Origin of the sequence: Halomonas sp. MES3-P3E (assembly GCF_002836035.1) — a bacterium.
Taxonomy (GTDB): domain Bacteria; phylum Pseudomonadota; class Gammaproteobacteria; order Pseudomonadales; family Halomonadaceae; genus Vreelandella; species Vreelandella arctica.
Genome location: NZ_PJBT01000107.1, coordinates 1 through 1155, shown reverse-complemented (window position 1 = coordinate 1155; position 1155 = coordinate 1). Strand labels below are relative to the sequence as shown.

Sequence of the window (1155 nt, the reverse complement as noted above, 5' to 3'; positions counted from 1 at the left end):
GTGACCGCATGGATTGGCCTTGTTGCCCTTGATGTGATCGTGACCGGTGCCCATGCATATGGTGCAGTCATCGGGGTCCACCTCCCGCCAGTTCGCTAGCCAATCAGCTTGCGTGGTGGCGCTCTGGATTTCTTTGTCTAAATCCTGATAGATGACTAGCCACTGACCCTCAAGCGGGCCGGTGCCCTGGTGCTGGGCTACCTCGTTAAACTTCCCACCGCTCTCGCGGTGGGTGTGGGTGGGCTGGGTCATTGGCTGGCCTCCACGCGCTTGTACTCAGCACACCGCACAATCGATACGCCTTTACTCTTGCTGAGCACCTGCATTTCATTAAACGGCAGATGGCGGCAGTCTTTATGCTGGCGGGCACAGGTGGCGCACATGCCGCCCTTAGGTTGATAGTTCACTGCACACCTCCGATCATTTTCCCGGCGTCGGCAATATGCTTCAGCGGACGCGCTAGCGGTGAGCGCTTGGCTTGCTCGATGTAGCTGGCGCGGGCCTCTTGCGTTTGGCGCTCACGAACGGCGTCGCTGACGCTGCCTCGCTTTTGGTGGGCAATGAGCTCCATGCCCCGCTTGCCCGCCAGGTGGCGGCTGTAAACGGTGCCCTTGGGCAACTGGTAACGTATAGCCAGCTGGTTTAGCTCGATCTGCTCGCCCGTGTGTGGGTCGGTTGTCATGATGGCGTTATGCATTGCCGTCGCCCTCGCTCGTGTTTGCCGCTGGCTCCTGCTTGCCGTCGTCTTCTTCCAATGCGTCAAGCACTGGCTGTTCGTACTCCATTAACTCGCATAGCTCGGTGACGACGCCCACCATGCCTTCCACTTCACGCATAGCCATCATTCGCCAATCGTGAGCGTCATCGCCGCCGTCATAGTCTTCGGGTTCCAGCGGTGCGAAGTCGATTCCCTTGAAGCGGAACTGGTGCGTCAGGCGGAAGGACATAGCGGCAGGCGGAAAGGTCAGGCCGATCTCTTCCACTTCAAAGCCGTCGCCCAGTTGGTGTAACAGCTCATCGTTGCTGGCTAGCCATGTGCCCTTATAGGTGACGACCTCCACCGGTTCGCCTGGGGCAAGCTTGCGGCGAAGGCGCGCCATGTCGTCAGCCTCTAGACGGCCAAAGGGTAATTCTTCGCTAGCGGAGCCAGCGGCA

Annotated in this window: 3 protein-coding genes and 1 pseudogene; all 4 read right to left on the bottom strand. The window is 59.6% G+C overall.

Annotated elements, in window-relative coordinates; all coding sequences use genetic code 11:
- A pseudogene (locus tag CXF87_RS12105) lies at positions 1–252 on the bottom strand (hypothetical protein); the annotation flags it as partial.
- On the bottom strand, positions 249–407 hold the full coding sequence (locus tag CXF87_RS21655) for a hypothetical protein (RefSeq protein ID WP_157826530.1): 159 nt from the start codon (positions 405–407) through the stop codon (positions 249–251). The gene CXF87_RS21655 and the pseudogene CXF87_RS12105, both read right to left, overlap by 4 nt.
- The gene (locus CXF87_RS12100) at positions 404–697 is read right to left on the bottom strand and encodes a hypothetical protein (protein WP_101146787.1); all 294 of its coding nucleotides are present in this window, start codon (positions 695–697) and stop codon (positions 404–406) included. The genes CXF87_RS21655 and CXF87_RS12100 overlap by 4 nt, the downstream gene beginning before the upstream one ends.
- Positions 690–1155: hypothetical protein (locus tag CXF87_RS12095; protein ID WP_157826529.1), on the bottom strand; the 466-nt coding region annotated here is incomplete at its 5' end. The genes CXF87_RS12100 and CXF87_RS12095, both read right to left, overlap by 8 nt.

What these genes read in the sequence shown, in the direction of transcription:
- CXF87_RS12100 (WP_101146787.1), bottom strand. Translation starts at nt 697, where the DNA reads ATGCATAACGCCATCATGACAACCGACCCACACACGGGCGAGCAGATC.